This is a genomic window from Actinopolyspora sabaoui (assembly GCF_051225635.1).
GTDB lineage: Bacteria > Actinomycetota > Actinomycetes > Mycobacteriales > Pseudonocardiaceae > Actinopolyspora.
In genome coordinates this window covers 334,405-348,405 of sequence record NZ_JBMIHH010000005.1, presented here as the reverse complement: position 1 = coordinate 348,405, position 14,001 = coordinate 334,405, and the positions used below count along the sequence as shown (strand labels likewise).

Annotated in this window: 12 protein-coding genes; 1 reads left to right on the top strand and 11 read right to left on the bottom strand. The window is 68.0% G+C overall.

The annotated features are described in order from the left end of the window. Positions 1-81 precede the first annotated feature (81 nt). The 10 genes from proB to ndk form a co-directional block, all read right to left on the bottom strand. A complete protein-coding gene (proB, locus tag ACOQFL_RS11615) occupies positions 82-1,218 on the bottom strand; it encodes a glutamate 5-kinase (RefSeq protein ID WP_435544137.1) in 1,137 nt (378 codons plus the stop codon). Continuing rightward, complete coding sequence (gene obgE / locus ACOQFL_RS11610; protein ID WP_435544287.1) at positions 1,215-2,738, bottom strand: GTPase ObgE; 1,524 nt, start codon at positions 2,736-2,738, stop codon at positions 1,215-1,217. Before obgE ends, proB begins: the two co-directional genes overlap by 4 nt. Positions 2,739-2,906: 168 nt before the next feature. Beyond that, on the bottom strand, positions 2,907-3,164 hold the full coding sequence (gene rpmA / locus ACOQFL_RS11605; protein WP_092923565.1) for a 50S ribosomal protein L27: 258 nt from the start codon (positions 3,162-3,164) through the stop codon (positions 2,907-2,909). A gap of 14 nt (positions 3,165-3,178) precedes the next feature. Next, positions 3,179-3,487: a 50S ribosomal protein L21 gene (gene rplU, locus ACOQFL_RS11600; protein WP_092630791.1), complete on the bottom strand. Its 309-nt coding sequence runs from the start codon at positions 3,485-3,487 to the stop codon at positions 3,179-3,181. A gap of 290 nt (positions 3,488-3,777) precedes the next feature. After that, positions 3,778-4,638 (bottom strand): hypothetical protein, encoded by an 861-nt coding sequence (locus ACOQFL_RS11595; protein ID WP_435544136.1) that lies wholly within the window; start codon positions 4,636-4,638, stop codon positions 3,778-3,780. After that, positions 4,635-5,213, bottom strand: coding sequence for a DUF6114 domain-containing protein (locus tag ACOQFL_RS11590; protein WP_435544135.1), 579 nt, complete (start codon positions 5,211-5,213; stop codon positions 4,635-4,637). Before ACOQFL_RS11590 ends, ACOQFL_RS11595 begins: the two co-directional genes overlap by 4 nt. Positions 5,214-5,318: 105 nt before the next feature. Continuing rightward, on the bottom strand, positions 5,319-5,951 hold the full coding sequence (locus tag ACOQFL_RS11585; RefSeq protein WP_435544134.1) for a DUF6230 family protein: 633 nt from the start codon (positions 5,949-5,951) through the stop codon (positions 5,319-5,321). Positions 5,952-6,761: 810 nt separating this feature from the next. After that, a complete protein-coding gene (locus ACOQFL_RS11580; RefSeq protein ID WP_435544286.1) occupies positions 6,762-10,004 on the bottom strand; it encodes a translation initiation factor IF-2 N-terminal domain-containing protein in 3,243 nt (1,080 codons plus the stop codon). Positions 10,005-11,125: 1,121 nt separating this feature from the next. Continuing rightward, the gene (locus ACOQFL_RS11575; protein ID WP_435544133.1) at positions 11,126-11,662 is read right to left on the bottom strand and encodes a GNAT family N-acetyltransferase; all 537 of its coding nucleotides are present in this window, start codon (positions 11,660-11,662) and stop codon (positions 11,126-11,128) included. Next, the gene (gene ndk / locus ACOQFL_RS11570; RefSeq protein ID WP_435544132.1) at positions 11,659-12,075 is read right to left on the bottom strand and encodes a nucleoside-diphosphate kinase; all 417 of its coding nucleotides are present in this window, start codon (positions 12,073-12,075) and stop codon (positions 11,659-11,661) included. The genes ACOQFL_RS11575 and ndk overlap by 4 nt, the downstream gene beginning before the upstream one ends. A gap of 209 nt (positions 12,076-12,284) precedes the next feature. On the opposite strand from ndk, the gene ACOQFL_RS11565 reads away from it, so the two are divergent. Next, positions 12,285-13,385, top strand: a complete 1,101-nt coding sequence (locus ACOQFL_RS11565) for a zinc-binding dehydrogenase (protein ID WP_435544131.1) — start codon at positions 12,285-12,287, stop codon at positions 13,383-13,385. 310 nt (positions 13,386-13,695) lie between these two features. On the opposite strand, the gene ACOQFL_RS11560 is transcribed toward ACOQFL_RS11565, so the two are convergent. Next, positions 13,696-13,938: a type II toxin-antitoxin system VapB family antitoxin gene (locus tag ACOQFL_RS11560; RefSeq protein ID WP_435544130.1), complete on the bottom strand. Its 243-nt coding sequence runs from the start codon at positions 13,936-13,938 to the stop codon at positions 13,696-13,698. Positions 13,939-14,001 lie beyond the last annotated feature (63 nt).

Here is a 14,001-nt window from a genome sequence, read left to right as displayed (position 1 = left end):
ATGTCGGGTCTCCCGGAGCGAGAGCCGTGCGAGAGGTTCCGCCACCCGGCCGACCGAGCAAAGCACCGTTCCGAGCGAAACTCAGGTGAGAGGGGCCAGGTCATCGGCGTGCACGACCTCACGCCGCTGTTCGAACGGGAGTTCGTGACTGGAACGGCCGATCAGGCTGGGCAGCTCGGCAGCGTCGAAGCACACCACGCCACGGGCCACCACCGCGCCGGACGGTCCGGCCAGTTCGACGACGTCGCCGCCCTCGAACGCCCCCTCGAACCCGGTGATCCCGGCGGCCAGCAGGGAACGCCGTCGCCGCAGCACGGCGTCGACGGCTCCCTCGTCGAGGTGCAGCCTGCCCTGCGCTCCGGCCGCGTGGGCCAGCCAGAACCGTCGTGCGGACAACCGCGGTCCGGTCGCCGCGAACACGGTCCCCACATCGGCCTTCCCGAGGGCCTCGCCTGCCAGGTCCGCCGAGGTGAGCAGCACGGGTATCCCCGCCGAACAGGCCACCCGGGCGGCCTGGACCTTGGAGGCCATCCCGCCGGTCCCCAGTCCGGAGGTTCCGCTCGTCCCGACGGTGATCCCTTCCAGGTCCCGCGCTGCCGAGATCTCGCGAACCGGGCCGGCCCCCTCGTCGCGCGGGTCGCCGTCGTAGAGCGCGTCGACGTCGGAGAGCAGCACCAGGGCGTCGGCACCGACGAGATGGGCAACCAACGCGGCCAGCCGGTCGTTGTCACCGAAGCGGATCTCGGCGGTGGCGACCGTGTCGTTCTCGTTGACCACCGGGACGGCACCGAGGTTCAACAACCGGTGCAGCGTGCGGTGCGCGTTGCGATAGTGCGCCCTGCGGACGACGTCGTCGGCGGTCAGCAGTACCTGTCCCACGGTGAGTCGGAACCTCGCGAACGAGGCGGCGTAGGCGTGTGCCAGCGCCTGTTGCCCCACGCTGGCGGCGGCCTGCTGGGTGGCCAGATCCCGGGGCCGTTTCCCCAGGCCCAGCGGAGCGATTCCCGCCGCGATGGCTCCGGAGGACACGAGCACGAGCTGACTGCCCTCCGCCATCCGTGCGGCGACGGTTTCCACCAGAGCCGTCAGGCGGTTCTCGTCGAGGCCGCCCTCGGCCGTCGTCAGCGAGGAGGAGCCGATCTTGACCACGACCCGGCGCGCCGCCGAAATCGCGTTCCGGGTCGGAGATGCAAGGGCGGCGAGTTCACCGGAACTCATAGCGAGTCGTCCTCGTCGTCGGAGTCTCCGTCGTCGGAGTCCTCGATCGTGTCGTACTCGGCCATGGGGTGCCCGGCCTCGTCGGTGGTCCCGGTACGTCGGGCACGTTTGGCGGCCTTGCGCTGGTCGGCCGAGGTCCGGGGTGAGCCCCCGGAACGAGTGGCACGCACGGCGGCGTTGCCCTCCGGGGTGGTGGGTTCCCAGTCGAAGGTGACCGAGCCGATCGTGACCTGACTGCCGGGCTGGGCCCCCTGCCTGGCCAGTTCCTCCTCGACACCGAGTTTGGCCAGCCTGTCGGAAAGGTAGTCGACGGCCTCCTCGTTGTCGAAGCTGGTCTGCATCACCCACCGTTCGGGCTTGTCCCCACGTACCACGTAGGCATCGGGTTCCTCGGGGTCGGCTTCCACGGTGAAACCACCGCTGTCGACGGCCTTCGGCCGCACCGTCGGGCGGCTGGGCTCGGGAGCGGGGAGGCTGGCCCGGAACCGCTCCACCTCCTCGGCGAGAGCGAACCGGAGTTCCCGGAGCCCGTCGTGGGTGGCGGTGGATACCTCGAACACCGGCCAGCCGCGTTCGCGCACCTGCTCGTGAACCAGATCGGCCATGGCACGGCCGTCGGGGATGTCCATCTTGTTCAGCACGATCAGGCGCGGTCGTTCGGCGAGATCGACCGCGCCCTGTTCCTCGCTCAGGGCAGGGGTGTAGCGGTCCAGCTCGCTTTCCAGCGCGTCGATGTCGGACAGCGGATCCCGTTCGGGGTCGAAACTCGCGCAGTCGACCACGTGGACCAGCACCGCGCATCGTTCGAGATGTCGCAGGAACTCCAGCCCGAGGCCCCGTCCCTCGCTGGCACCGGGAATGAGGCCGGGAACATCGGCGACGGTGAAGACCTTGTCGTCCGCGCTCACCACACCCAGGTTGGGGGTCAGCGTGGTGAACGGGTATTCGGCGATGCGGGGTTTGGCGGCGGAAAGCACCGAGACCAGAGAGGACTTTCCGGCCGAGGGGAAACCGACCAGCCCCACGTCGGCGACGGACTTCAGCTCCAGCACCACGTCCTGTCGCTGGCCGGGCTCGCCCAGCAACGCGAATCCGGGAGCCTTCCGGGCCCTGGAGATGAGCGCGGCGTTGCCCAGTCCGCCGCGGCCACCACTGGCGACCACGAACCTGGTGCCCTCGCCGACGAGATCGGCCAGCACCTCCCCGTCGGGGGTGGAGACGACGGTTCCCTCCGGAACCGGCAGTTCCAGGTCCGCACCGGCGGCGCCGTTGCGCATACTGCCGCGGCCCTGGGTGCCGCGGGTCGCGGTGACGTGCGGGCGGTAGTGGAAGTCCAGCAGGGTGTGCACCCCGGAATCCACCACGAGCGTGACGTCACCGCCCTTACCGCCGTTGCCGCCGTCCGGTCCTCCCAGTGGCTTGAACTTCTCCCGGTGGATCGAGGCGCAACCATTACCTCCGTCACCTGCGGCGACATGGATCGTCACGCGATCGACGAAGCGCGACACGAAAACCTCCAGGACCGGGGAGAAACCAAGCGAGGGGCGGGTCACGGTGCACGGACCGGACCCGCCCCTCGCGGAAAACAAGTGTGTACCCGAAAGCGGATCGCCCTACCGGAGCCGATCACCTCGTGGGAGAGAGTCAGGTCCGGTAGTCCCTACTCCGGGGCACGTGGCGAAGCCGGTTCAGGCCTCGCTCGGTACGACGTTGACAAACTTCCGGCCACGCCTGCGCGCGAACTCCACCGAGCCGGCCGAGAGTGCGAACAGCGTGTCGTCGCCGCCGCGCCCCACGTTGCCGCCGGGGTGGAACTTGGTGCCGCGCTGCCGCACCAGGATCTCGCCTGCGTTTACCTTCTGGCCGCCGAAACGCTTCACTCCCAGGAACTTGGGATTCGAGTCACGGCCGTTCCGAGAGTTGGACGCGCCCTTCTTGGTTGACATGTGTTCTCACGCCCTCACTTGGTGATGCCGGTGACCTCGACGCGGGTCAGCTTCTGCCGATGTCCCAGCCGCTTGTGATAGCCGGTCTTGTTCTTGAATTTGTGGATCCGGATCTTGGGACCCTTGGTCTGCTCGACCAGCTTGCCGGTCACCGAGACCTTCCGCAGCGCTTCGGCGTCGGCGGTGACTTCGGAGCCGTCGACGACCATCAGCGCCGGGAGGGTGACCTCGGAACCCTGCTCGCCCTCGAGCTTCTCAACCTCGACGACGTCCCCGACGGCCACCTTGTACTGTTTGCCGCCGGTCTTGACGATCGCGTACATGAGTCGGAAGTCTCCTGCTGCTCGGTTTCGCTAGTTCACCAGTCTGCGACGGACGCCCTCCCCGGCTGTCCGGAGATCCCAGTACGCCGACCAGGCGGCGTCACAGGGGGCTCCCACCACAGCGACGAAGCGACCCTGCCGGGTGAGCCCCATCCGGATGAGCCCCGTCTCCTACAGGTGTGGAACCCCTGCCGCCCGTCCGGCGGCGAGAATTTCCCGCTTATCATACAGTCCGACATCCGGTGCCCCGCCGCAGGGGCCGAACCGTGCCGAGCCGGTGGAACAGTCGATCATTCCAGGGTTATCTCCGCACCCGGTATGAACAGTTTACCGCCACTGAGCTCGGCGTTGCGCACCACCGCGTCGCTGAACGTCAGCTCGGGCAGTTCCAGGAAGCCGAGATCCACGTCGGGCAGCAGGAACGCCTCGGGCGACATTTCCACGGGAACCAGCGGATAGCCGACCACGTTGAGCGTGCCGGTCAGTTCGCGGGTGTAGAGCTCGATGGGCCCCTCGGTGACGGTCGCCACCGACCCCGGTTCCGCCGCCACCCGGGCCACCTTGCCGTTGCCCAGGTCGCCACGCTGCACCAGGTCTTTGATCAGCAGCTCGTCGACGGTGAAGTGCATCGTGCGCACCTGCTCACCCGCGACTTCCCGCATGGCGAAACCGTGGTAGTGCACCCCGCGCAGCGTCAGGGAGCTCGCGGTCAGCGTCCAGGTGCGCCCCGGCCCCGGGCGTACGTCCGGGGGTTGTTCCGAGGCGAGCGGGAGTCGAGTCTCCCCCTGCTCGGGATTGGATGCCGTGGCACCGCTCTCCGATGATTCCGAGGGCGAGGAGCTCGTCCCGCTCTCCGAGGGAGGTTCCCGCGATGCCGAGAGAACCGTGTCTTCCGGAGTCGCGGTTTCCTCCGCGGTGGCGGTGGCCTCAAGCCCGGCGGGCGGTGCCCCCGACTCGGTCGGAGCCACTTCCGACCGCGACGGTTGCGGTTGTTGTGCCGCCACCAGCGCGGGCCGGGTCAGCCCGCCCGCGCTTCCCAGCACCACCAGTCCGGCGAGCAGCGCGGCCACGGCGCCGAGCCGGGGATGAGTGGGCGCTGGTCCCGATGCTCCTCCCGAGCCGCCCCGCCGGATTCGCTGTTCCTCCCTCACTTGTCTCCTTCGCCGGTGCTCGCGGCCTCGCTGACCTCTGTCGTCTCCCCGTCGGATGTTGTCTCCCCGTCACGCTCCCTGTTCGCCCGAGGAACCGGGGAGGGCTTGTACCCGGCGTCCTGCCGACCACGCTCGGAGCGTTTGGGGGTACGGGCGGTGGTTTCAGGAGTTTCGCGTGCCGGTGCGCGCCGAGGCGACCAGGCGATCGCTAGCGAGGAGCCGATCACTCCCAGCGTCGTCCCGATCAGGAAGGACCCGAGATTGACGACCACCAACGCCACCAGTGACAGCAACAGCGCCACGATGCCCGCGGACAACCGCCACTCGGGGCGGATCCAGAACGACAGAGCACAGGCGATCATCACCACTCCGATGACCAGAGCGGAGATACCGGCCGTCGTACGCAGTGACACCTCGATGTCGCCGAACTTCAGCGAGGCGTAGGGCGGATACAACAGCAGCAGCGCCGCGAGCAGGGTGAACAGCCCACCCCAGAAGGGTCTGGTGCGGCGCCAGCGCCGGAATCCGGTCAGTGCGGCCGGAACACCGCCACGGTTGCCGATGGTTCCTCCCACCCTTGGTCCTCCCTCCCGGTTTGACCGAGCCGTGGGCCCCGCTCCGTTCTTTCGATCCGAGGCGAGGCCGCTCATTGTGGAATCGGAAGTGGTTCCCCGTTGGCCTCAGAAGCAGGGGTGATGACCGGGTTCGGTCGTGATCTCGACGTCCCGGAGATTGAGCGTGGAGGCGGTGGTCGACCACGCCTGTTGCCGCAGCCCGTCGATCCGCGCGCCGGTGGCCTGGATACCGAACGCCCCCTGCGAGCCGCCCACACCCTCGGGGCCGAGGTTCAGTTGGGAGGCGTCCCTGCCGATCTGCACGTTGTCGAGTGTGAGGTCGCCGTTGACCTGCTCCACGCCGAGCACGAGGCGCTGCGCCTCCATGCCGCCGGGCGCCTCGATACGGACGGTGGCGTCGCCGATCCCGGGCAGGTCCGGCACCACAAAGGACTGGCAGAAATCGCTCAGCTCTGCGTGCTTGAACGCGTTGACCAACACGGGGTGGTTCTTCTCGCCGGATCCCTTGTCGTAGGCGCCGAATTGGGCCACGCCCTGTGCCACCAATTTGTCGGCCGATGCCTTGTAGGTGACTCCCGATACGGCGAAGTTGGCGGCCACCGCCCCCTTGGAAAGGCCGGTCAGCATCAACGCGATCGCGGAAAAACTTCCGAGCAGCATCAGCGCGAAGACGCGCCAGCGGGTACGCCCGTTGGGCGCATTGCCGTCATCGGTTTCGATCTCGCGATTCCCCGCCATGTATTCACCTCGGTGTGTGCGGCACTTGCTCGGACAGTCCCCACCGGAGTGGTGAGACACAGAACACGGTGAGTGATCTGTATTACTCCTACCGAGGAGTAACCATAGATGGAAATCACAGCGAACGCCATAGCGTGCCACTAAACACGAATGAGTTTCGTGAATTTAGTCACTCTCTGCCACAACACGTGTCCTGTCAGACCGGCAAAGCCACCACGTCGAGACAGCATTCACACCACAAGAATCTCGCGCGAAAGGATCAGGTCGGAACCGCTCAAGCTGTTCGCACCCCACTCGATTGAGCGAGTACCGGTTGCGAAGCGGAAGAAATCGAACGCGGCGGCCGTCATCGCCGAAGCGTTCGGCGAAGGTGAGGCCGCTGCCTCGCCCGTGCGAGAGGAAAACCGAAATCGGGCGCGATAGCGAATATCGCTGCCCGGAAACCGTTCCCCACCCCGAAAAGAACGCCCCCAGCGGCGTGTCGAACGGGCGAATCGAGCTCCGGGGGCGAGACGCGAAATATCGAACCTGTCCGAAAACACCGTCCCGCCGGTGGTATTCGGCGGGGCCGAGCGCCGAAGACGGCCCCAGTCGCCCCCTTGGCGCGCCCGCGTCGGCGTCCACGGTAAGGAACACCGACGCGGAGCCCCGCCTCGCACCTCCGGGAAGGACCGAGGTGGTACGACTGCCCACTCGAGCTCGGCCCTGCCCGGATGAGTACGGGCGGGAGCCCCCGTCAGCCGGGTGTCCCGGCGAACCGGGACGACAACACTTGGCTACTACCCGTCACGAAGCGGTCGGGCCGGTATCTCACTCCGACTCGGAGCCAGTGCCCGCTTCGTCGGGAGGTCCGGCCGCTCTTCCGGCCGCACGCCGGGACGAACGTCGTACCGGTCCGGCGGAAACCGCGGTGGAACTCGTGGAACCCGCTGGTTCGGAGACGTCCCCCGCGCTCCGCTCCGTGGGATCCAGCACGACCGGCTGGGGAGCGGTGCCGGTGATACCGGTCGGCCTGCTGGCCTTACGCCTCCCCCGCTGAGCCGCTTCGGTTTCGTTCCGAACGCTCTCGTCCGAAGTGGCTCCCTCCGCCCCGGGCTCGCCGTCCGCTGCGTGCTCGGCGGCAGCACCCCGGGCAGTAGTGCTCTCGGCACCAGTGGTCTCCGCGGTAGCACTCTCGGCGGCACTGGTCTCGGCGACAGTGGTTTCCGCGGGAGCGGTCCGCTGAGCCTCCGGGACCTCCGAGGGCTCCGACGGGCGCGCACTTCCGTTGGAGGCCGACTTGGCCGACTGCTCGGCCGCGACGTGCTTGGCGGGCTCAGCGGTCCGACGCCCCGGTTGCTCCGCGTTGCCCGAGCCGTTCTGGCGCCGCTGACGGCGACGGGAACGGGAGTCGGAGCCGTGGTCCCCGTCGTCACGGGTGGTCTCGCCCTCGACCGCCGGGCTCTCGGCGCGAGCGGTTTCCGTCACCTCACCGGTGCTCTCGGCCTGCTGAGCCGACTTGTTGCGCTGCTTACCGCGGCGGGAACCACCCGTGGCCGCGACGTGCTGGCTGTGATCGATCGGTTCCGTGGAAACCAGGACACCACGACCACGGCAGTGCTCACAGGTACTGCTGTAGGCCTCCAAGAGACCCGTACCGACCCGCTTGCGGGTCATCTGCACCAGGCCCAGCGAGGTCACCTCGGCCACCTGATGCCGGGTCCGGTCCCTTCCGAGGCACTCGGTCAACCTGCGCAGCACCAGGTCACGGTTGGACTCCAGAACCATGTCGATGAAGTCGATGACGATGATGCCACCGATGTCGCGCAACCTGAGCTGACGCACGATCTCCTCGGCGGCCTCCAGGTTGTTGCGGGTCACCGTCTCCTCGAGGTTTCCGCCGGAACCGGTGAACTTGCCGGTGTTGACGTCGATGACGGTCATCGCCTCGGTGCGGTCGACCACCAGGTATCCACCGGAAGGCAACCACACCTTGCGGTCGAGGGCCTTGGAGATCTGCTCGTCGATCCGGTACTCGGTGAAGACGTCCTTGGTGCCCACGTGCTTGCTCAGCCGGGTCAACAGATCCGGTGCCACGTGCTTGACGTAGGCCTCGATCGTTTCCCATGCCTGGCCGCCCTGCACCGTCAGCGAGGAGAAGTCCTCGGTGAACAGATCCCGGACGACCTTGATCAGCAGATCCGGTTCGGCGTAGAGCAGCTGCGGGGCCTGCGCCCCGGCGGACTCGGCCTTGTCCCGGATGTCCTCCCACTGCGCCTGCAACCGGCGCACGTCCCGATCCAGTGCCTGCTCGCTGGTGCCTTCCGAGGCGGTACGGATGATCACGCCCGAGTCCTCGGGGACGATCCGCTTGAGGATGTCCTTGAGCCGCTTGCGCTCGTTGTCCGGCAGTTTACGGCTGATGCCGGTGGCCCCACCGCCCGGCACGTACACCAGGAAACGTCCCGGAAGACTGATCTGGGTGGTCAGCCTGGCGCCCTTGTGCCCCAGCGGATCCTTGGTGACCTGCACCAGCACGCTGTCGCCCGTGGAAAGGGCCTGCTCGATCCGGCGGGACTTACCCGCCAGCCCGGCGGACTCCCAGTCGACCTCGCCCGCGTAGAGCACCGCGTTACGGCCCCTGCCGATGTCGACGAACGCGGCCTCCATGCTCGGCAGCACGTTCTGCACGCGCCCCAAGTAGACGTTACCGACCAGTGAGGCACTGCCCGAGGAGGTCACGAAGTTCTCGACGAGAACGTCGTCCTCCAGTACAGCGACCTGGGTCTGCCCCTCGTTCTCCCGCACGACCATCTTGCGGTCGACCGACTCCCGGCGCGCCAGGAACTCGGACTCGGACAGCACCGGAGCACGTTTACGACCGGCTTCCCTGCCGTCCCGGCGCCGCTGCCGCTTGGCCTCCAACCGGGTGGAGCCCTTGACGGAGCGGACCTCGTCCTCAGCGTCCTGTCGGGAGTTGTCGGGCGCGGTCTCGCGCACGTGCACGACGGTGTTCGGCGGATCGTCGTCCCGGCTGGTCACGTTCTCGGACTCACCCGCCGACTTGCGGCGCCTGCGGCGCCTGCGCTTGCTGCCGGCACCACCACTGCCGGAGTCGGTGTCCTCGTCCACCGCATCGGAGCGTTCGGCTTCCCGCTCGCTCGTCTCGGCCGGTTCCTCCGAACCGGAGCCGCGGGAACCACCGCCCCGCTGCCCGTTGGACTTGTTCTCGCTCTCCCCGGACTTGTCCTTCTTGTCCTTCTTGTTCTTCTTTTCCTTCTTCGAGCTCCGCGAGGGTTTCTCGACGTTGTCCGGCTCGGCTGTGGTCTCGGCTTCCGCGGCGGACTCGGTCCCCGAGGCCTCGGAGTCGGCGGAGTTCTCGGAATCGCCCTCACCGCCGCGTCCACGACCACGGCCGCGCCTGCCCCGACGCCGCCGACGGCGCGTGGCGACGCTCTCGGACTGTTCTTCCTCCGAAGACGTCCCGTCGGAGTCGGCCGAGGACTCCTCGGCCTCCTCCTCCGCCTCGGAGGTGGCTTCCGTGACTTCCGCCCGCGACGGCGAGCTCGTCTCCGACGGAGCCAGGAACATGGCCTGCGGGGCCGCGAAAGCCGGCGCGAACGCACTGTCGTCCGAAGTGCCCCCGCCGGCGGCGCCACCGTCGGAACCGCTGTCCCTGTCCGTGCGCACCTCGTCGGAGGCGGTGCCGCTCTTCACTGCCGCATCCTCACCGCTGTCGGTTGCCGCCCCCCGGTCCGTCGTCGACGTGTCCGCGGTGGATTCCGCCTCGGACACGCCCGAACGCCGGGAGCCGGAACCACCCGCCGAGCGGCCGTCCCGGGCCTTCGAGCTCGTGTCCCGCTCGTCGGTGGTCCGCTGTTCGGACTTCCCTTCCGGCTCGGACTGGATCCGGTCCGGACGCAGCGAGCGCACCACGTTGAGCGCGACGTCCCGGGTGATGTTGGACTGCGCGCTGCGCACGGACTCACCGAGTTCACCGAGCGTGGCTATGACCTCACGACTGGTGGCCCCCAGCATCTTGGCCAGTGCGTGTACCCGCAGCTTGGCGGGCATCTCGAAAGTCCGGTGAGCGGATTCGCCCTGGGCCCGCTCCTGCTGCTCCGATGTAGCCGAAGGTCCGCTGGAGTTACCAGCGGACGTCTCCCTGTTCAACATTCAGCTCCTTCGCCCCCGGGCGCGTCCGACGCGGACGCGGCCGCACGAGGGTCTGCATACGTTCGCTGCCCTCCGCCACTGGTGGCGGCAATTCTGTTCGTTTCCCCTGCTTCCCTGGTCCGAACCCAGGAACCGCACGGTGGGTCGACGGCGCCCCCGCCGAATCCGTCACCCTCGGGTGAGATCCACCTGTCGAGATCCGGCCGCCGCCCTGTCCGCGGACAGCGGTTCGGCGATCGCGCCTCCTCCGTCGAGCCGACCCTGCGCCAACCGTGTGGCTCGCGCAACCCCCGGCACGGGCGAGTCGGCGACGACGCGAAGAGCGTCGAGTACGTCGTCGGATCGCACGACCGGAGTAACGTGCCGTACGACCATTACGATTATCCCATATTGTCTCGCGCGATCCGGGCAATCGTCCGTCTGTGGGGCGTCAACCGAAAAACGGTCACACACCGCGTTCAATCGGACACCCCGCCCGGAAAAGCCGTGGCTCGGTAGACCACCACCGTGCCACGGGTTTCACAACACGTCGCCCCTCGTGACGACATACTCCCGTCGCCACTCGGCTACCCGCTGCGACCGCCGGGAAACGGACACCCGTGAGTGGATCGGCCGCGTACCGGCCGGCTCGGGGAGCCGCGTAACGCGTGCTCGAAAGTACGCGCCGGATCTCGATACGAGACGACCCGTGACTGATCACGCCCGAAATCCCGGTCAAGAGCTCTCCACGCCGTCGCGGCCGCGGCCTGGTAGTGACTCAGCGTTTCCTCCGTAATCCGATCGAAGGTCCGCCCCGCCGAAACCGCTCGGGAGGCACCCCGCACCCTACAGCCTGGGCCGGATACACCGAGCCGCTTCGAGGGCAACGTTTCGGACGGTTTCGAACTCGTTCGGACCACGAGAGCCTCGTTCGGACCACCAGAGCACCGCGAAGCCCGACGGGAGCGAACCCGACCCTCGGCCACCCCGAAGGGCCGTCCCCGAACGGCGGGACGGACCAGATCGCTCGGAACGTCCGGTCAGAGGTCGCGGGTCAGCCAGACCTCGTCCCTCGATTCGCCTTCCCCCACGAGCAACGCCCCGGGCCAGCGACCACGCTCGGCCCAGCCCCGCTCGGTGTAGAAGCTCTCGGAGTCGGGGGCCGAACGCATCCGCAGCTGCAACCGGGTGATTCCCAGTGCACGGGCGTGCGACTCGACGGCGTCCAGCAGCTGTGCACCGATGCCACGGTCGACCACCTCCGGATCGACCAACAGCCACTCCAGCTCGGCACGGTGCCGCTCCACCGGGAGCTCTCCCGGACGCAGCACCACCGCACCGGCGAGGGTGTGCTGCTTGCCCGCCGTGAGCACGTGGCGTCGCTTCGGCCTGGTGGAAACGTCGTCGACGATCGCCTGCGCGGTCGCCGTCAACGTGTCCAACTCGGCATCCGCCGTGAAACCGGTGGCACCACCCGCCACGGTGACCCGCCCCAGCAGGTCGGCCAGCGCCTGCGCCAGCTCGGGATGCGGCTGGTCCACCCGGTGGGGGCCGCTGATGAACTCGGCTTCGGTCATGCCGACAGATCCGGGAACCACAGCTTGAGCTCGCGCTCGGCGGACTCGGCGGAGTCGGAACCGTGCACCAGGTTGTACTGCACTTCCAGCCCGTAATCGCCGCGCAGACTACCCGCCTCGGCCTTTTCCACCGGGTCGGTACCGCCCGCGATCTGCCGGAAAGCGGAAACGGCCTTGGGCCCCTCCACCACGGCGGCCACCACGGGCCCCGAGGTGATGAACTCCAGCAGCGAACCGAAGAAGGGCTTGCCGTCGTGCTCGGCGTAGTGCTGCTCGGCGAGTTGTTGGTCGACCTGGCGCATTTCGAGCGCGACCAGCTTGAGCCCCTTGCGCTCGATTCGGCTGATCACCTCACCGACCAGACCTCGCTCGACGCCATCGGGTTTGACGAGGACGAGAGTGCGCTCGCTCAACGGGTGTTCTCCTTGGTTTGCTGGGGTCGTCACAGACCCGGTCGACAACGGTCGATGCTTACCTTGTCAAGGGTATTCGCAACCGGTGCCATACCGACGAGGTGGGTAGCTGCCTCGCTGTCAAGTCTGGTTCGCGGTTCGTTCGCGCGATAACTTCCGGAGGAGCATACCGACTGGCTGGTCTGTCGCCGAATGATGAGGAGCCCCGCATGCGCGCCGCCGTACACACCGCAGTGAACGAGCCGCTGCGGATCGAGGAGATCGAAGCCGAGCGTCCCGCCGACGGCGAGGTGGCCATCGACGTGACTTCCTGCGGTGCGTGCCACTCGGACCTGCACGTACTCAAGGGCGAGTTGCCGTTTCCCACCCCCGCGGTGCTCGGGCACGAGGTCGCCGGGGTGGTCGGCGAGCTGGGGAGCTCGGTCAGCGGTCTGGAGGTCGGCGACCGCGTGGTCACCAGCTTCATCATGCCGTGCGGCAGGTGCGCGCAGTGCGCGGCGGGCAACGAGGAGATCTGCCTGGAGTTCTTCGCCTACAACCGAGCCAAGGGCCAGCTCTACGACGGGCGGACGAGGCTCTCGCGCGGGGACGGCGAACCGGTGTGGATGTACTCGATGGGCGGGCTGGCCCAGCGCGCGGTAACCCCCGCCACCTCGGTGTATCGGGTGCCCGAGGGGGTGGAACTCGCCGACGTGGCGGCGGTCGGCTGTTCGACCATGACCGCCTACGGGGCGCTGCGGCACGCCGCCGACGTGCGGGTGGGCGACACGGTGGCCGTGATCGCGGCCGGGGGCGTGGGCTCGGCGCTGATCCAGCTGGCGCGGGTCTTCGGGGCCGCCGAGATCATCGCGGTGGACGTCGCCGAGGAGAAGCTGGCGGCGGCTCGGGACCTCGGAGCCACCAGCACGGTCAACTCGACCGGGACTGACCCGGCGACGGCGGTCCGCGAACTCACCGGCGGACGCGGTGTGGACGTGGCCTTCGAGGCGCTGGGCTCGTCCCGGACCTTCGAGGTGGCGCGGGACTCGGTGGTCGAGGGTGGCCAGGTCGTCGTGGTGGGCATCGCGCCGCCCGGCGACACCGGGGAACTGAACCTGGGCACCATCGCCAGGCGCAAGCTGCAGGTCAAGGGCTCCTACGGCGCCAAACCCCGCAGGGACATGCCGGTCCTGCTGGATCTGGTTGCCCGTGGGCTGCTGCGGCCGCAGGACGCGATCAGCAAGCACTACCGGCTGGAGGAGGCTGCCGAGGCGTTCGCCGCGTTGGACCGGGGGGAGATTCGCGGGCGGGCCGTGATCGACGTGGCGTGATCGGAGCTTCTGGTTTCCGGCCTGTCAAGGTGATTGAAGTTGCGGAACCTCTCGCACGGCTCTCGCTCCGGCGAGGCCCGACATCGAGTAGCGACCTACACAACGTCGGGCCTTCCTCGCGAGAGCCGCACGCGAGAACCCGCGGCGGTGCCGACTGCGTGAGTGGTCGGAGTGCGGCTTGCGTAGTGGGAGTTCGACTTCGGGAACGCCGGAGAAAACCGCGGGAGGATTCCGCCACCGAGCTCCTGTCCCACCAGCGAGGAGAATTCCGTTTCACAGCCGGAGACGAAGACCTTCGCATCGCCGGCGATCACTCTTCGTCCATCACATCCCGCAACGAAGCATTGTCCGAAATATCCACACCTGGCTTGCAGCCGCCCATGTCAACGGTCGCGAGCGTGAACGGCTCGGGTCGCCTCCGCGTGCTGCTCAACCGCTCCCGCGGACTTTCCCGCACGAAGTCACTCACCGTCCGATGGGCCCGCGAAGCCTGCTGCTCGACTTCTTCCGGTAACTCCTGATCGAGAGTGATGTTCGTTCTCGTGGTGGCCATGCATCCGAGCATGGCCCCCACGCGCAGTGGTGCGCATCGCTCGAACGAGCGAAATTCCGAGAA

Coding starts and splice junctions, on each gene's coding strand:
- rpmA (WP_092923565.1), bottom strand. CDS start 3,164: ATGTCAACCAAGAAGGGCGCGTCCAACTCTCGGAACGGCCGTGACTCG.
- ACOQFL_RS11575 (WP_435544133.1), bottom strand. CDS start 11,662: ATGACCGAAGCCGAGTTCATCAGCGGCCCCCACCGGGTGGACCAGCCG.
- ACOQFL_RS11580 (WP_435544286.1), bottom strand. CDS start 10,004: ATGCCCGCCAAGCTGCGGGTACACGCACTGGCCAAGATGCTGGGGGCC.
- proB (WP_435544137.1), bottom strand. CDS start 1,218: ATGAGTTCCGGTGAACTCGCCGCCCTTGCATCTCCGACCCGGAACGCG.
- rplU (WP_092630791.1), bottom strand. CDS start 3,487: ATGTACGCGATCGTCAAGACCGGCGGCAAACAGTACAAGGTGGCCGTC.
- ACOQFL_RS11565 (WP_435544131.1), top strand. CDS start 12,285: ATGCGCGCCGCCGTACACACCGCAGTGAACGAGCCGCTGCGGATCGAG.
- ACOQFL_RS11560 (WP_435544130.1), bottom strand. CDS start 13,938: ATGGCCACCACGAGAACGAACATCACTCTCGATCAGGAGTTACCGGAA.
- ACOQFL_RS11585 (WP_435544134.1), bottom strand. CDS start 5,951: ATGGCGGGGAATCGCGAGATCGAAACCGATGACGGCAATGCGCCCAAC.